This is a genomic window from bacterium CG_4_10_14_0_2_um_filter_33_32 (assembly GCA_002792735.1).
In the GTDB taxonomy this organism is placed as follows: Bacteria; Patescibacteriota; CPR2_A; order CG2-30-33-46; family CG2-30-33-46; genus CG2-30-33-46.
This window is the reverse complement of sequence record PFOW01000076.1, coordinates 1-1,506: the sequence shown is the minus strand read 5'-3', so window position 1 is coordinate 1,506 and position 1,506 is coordinate 1. Positions and strand designations below refer to the sequence as shown.

The following is a 1,506-nucleotide window of genomic DNA, read 5'->3' as shown; positions in this document are numbered from 1 at the left end:
TTATCAGAATAGTGCGAAATCAACAAAATGCCTAGATCAGCAAGCAATTACAAATAACAAAAAGCAGTATAAATTACAAAATGCTAATCAGGAAACAGATAACGCAGAGTGTCTACTAAGGGACACTTTGTGAAAAAATATTAACGATTCTATTAGCTATTTAACTTAAAAGTGCTAATGATTAAATTAAATATTTTATCGTACTTACTACCAGATGTAGTTGTAAACCTAATCTGGTAGGATTTATCTGTCTTATCGAAATTTATATCGAATTCTTTGTTATCATCTTTTATCCAAGTAGTCTTCTTACCTGTTATATTACCTAGAGTAATATTTTCTGTTTTCTGCAGGCTACCTGCAGTCTGATGACCAAAATCATCTCCCAGATAAGAACCTATATAAACTTCAAATGAATAAGCATCCTCTAGCTCATAATTAAAGGGGTAATCAGTACCAATTTCTACTCCACCATTTTCCCATTCTTTATTGATTTTTATATTACTTGGATACTTAAAACTAAATTCTTTCCCATTATACGTCTTCCAGTCTGCTGTTTCATCGTTTTGTTTAACACATTCCCCAACAGAACCTAAACATTTAGAATCTTTACATTTATATAAAGGCTTACAATAGTATCCCGTCGGACACTTCTTATCTTCTTCTCCGCCACATTCTTTACCAACTAAATCATTATCACTAGCCCCATTTAATTCGTCTACCTGCTTTTTGAGATCTAAAACTAACCTATCTGTGCTTTGCTGTTGAGATTCTAGATTATTTTTAATCTGACCCATTTGGCTATCCATTACATACCAAGTTGTAGTACCACCAAGCGCAAAAGCTAGAACGGCTGCCAAAATGGCTGTAATAATACTCTTTTTTTTCATCTTCCCTCCCAAGGCCTCGAAATATTCATTCCCACCGGGCGGAGCCCTATGGGCGGCGCCTTATCGAGGCTGAGACCCGCCAGAAACTTCACTCTGTTAAATAACGCTTTGTGCTAGTTTTGTAAAGCAAAATTATTTAACGGGGTGAGGTGAGGACGGGCAATTATTAATTAATTTTCTTAAAATAAAGGATATATCCTTTTAATCCCTAATCTATCGCCAAGCCCTAAATCTCTCTTTTTAATCTCGCCAAAACTCGCATATCCATACATTGTGAGTTCGGAGGTTGAAGTACTATACAAATCGCCAAGAGACAACGTATGACCAATTTCATGAGTTGCTACGTTTTGTAAATCAAAACTATAAGAATTACCAGAATCAGTAACTGACCATGGATATTTTTCATTAAAAACTATATCAAACTCTACAAGTTCCCTAGTATTTTTATAGTACCAATAATAAGTAACAGCTACTGCGCTAGAGTTTAGACTTTGAAACGAAACCGTATTTTTTTGATCGTAAATTGGTCCTTTTAAACTAGTTGATCCGGAATAATTGTAGTCCATATACGAACCTGGGTCGTTTTCCCAAGTATCAAACGCAGTGCTGATAGTTCCAT

2 protein-coding genes are annotated in these 1,506 nt (G+C 35.1%); both read right to left on the bottom strand.

What is annotated here, in order from left to right:
• Positions 1-152: 152 nt before the first annotated feature.
• Complete coding sequence (locus COX95_04860) at positions 153-887, bottom strand: hypothetical protein (protein PIZ85203.1); 735 nt, start codon at positions 885-887, stop codon at positions 153-155.
• A gap of 179 nt (positions 888-1,066) precedes the next feature.
• Positions 1,067-1,506: hypothetical protein (locus COX95_04855; GenBank protein ID PIZ85202.1), on the bottom strand; the 440-nt coding region annotated here is incomplete at its 5' end.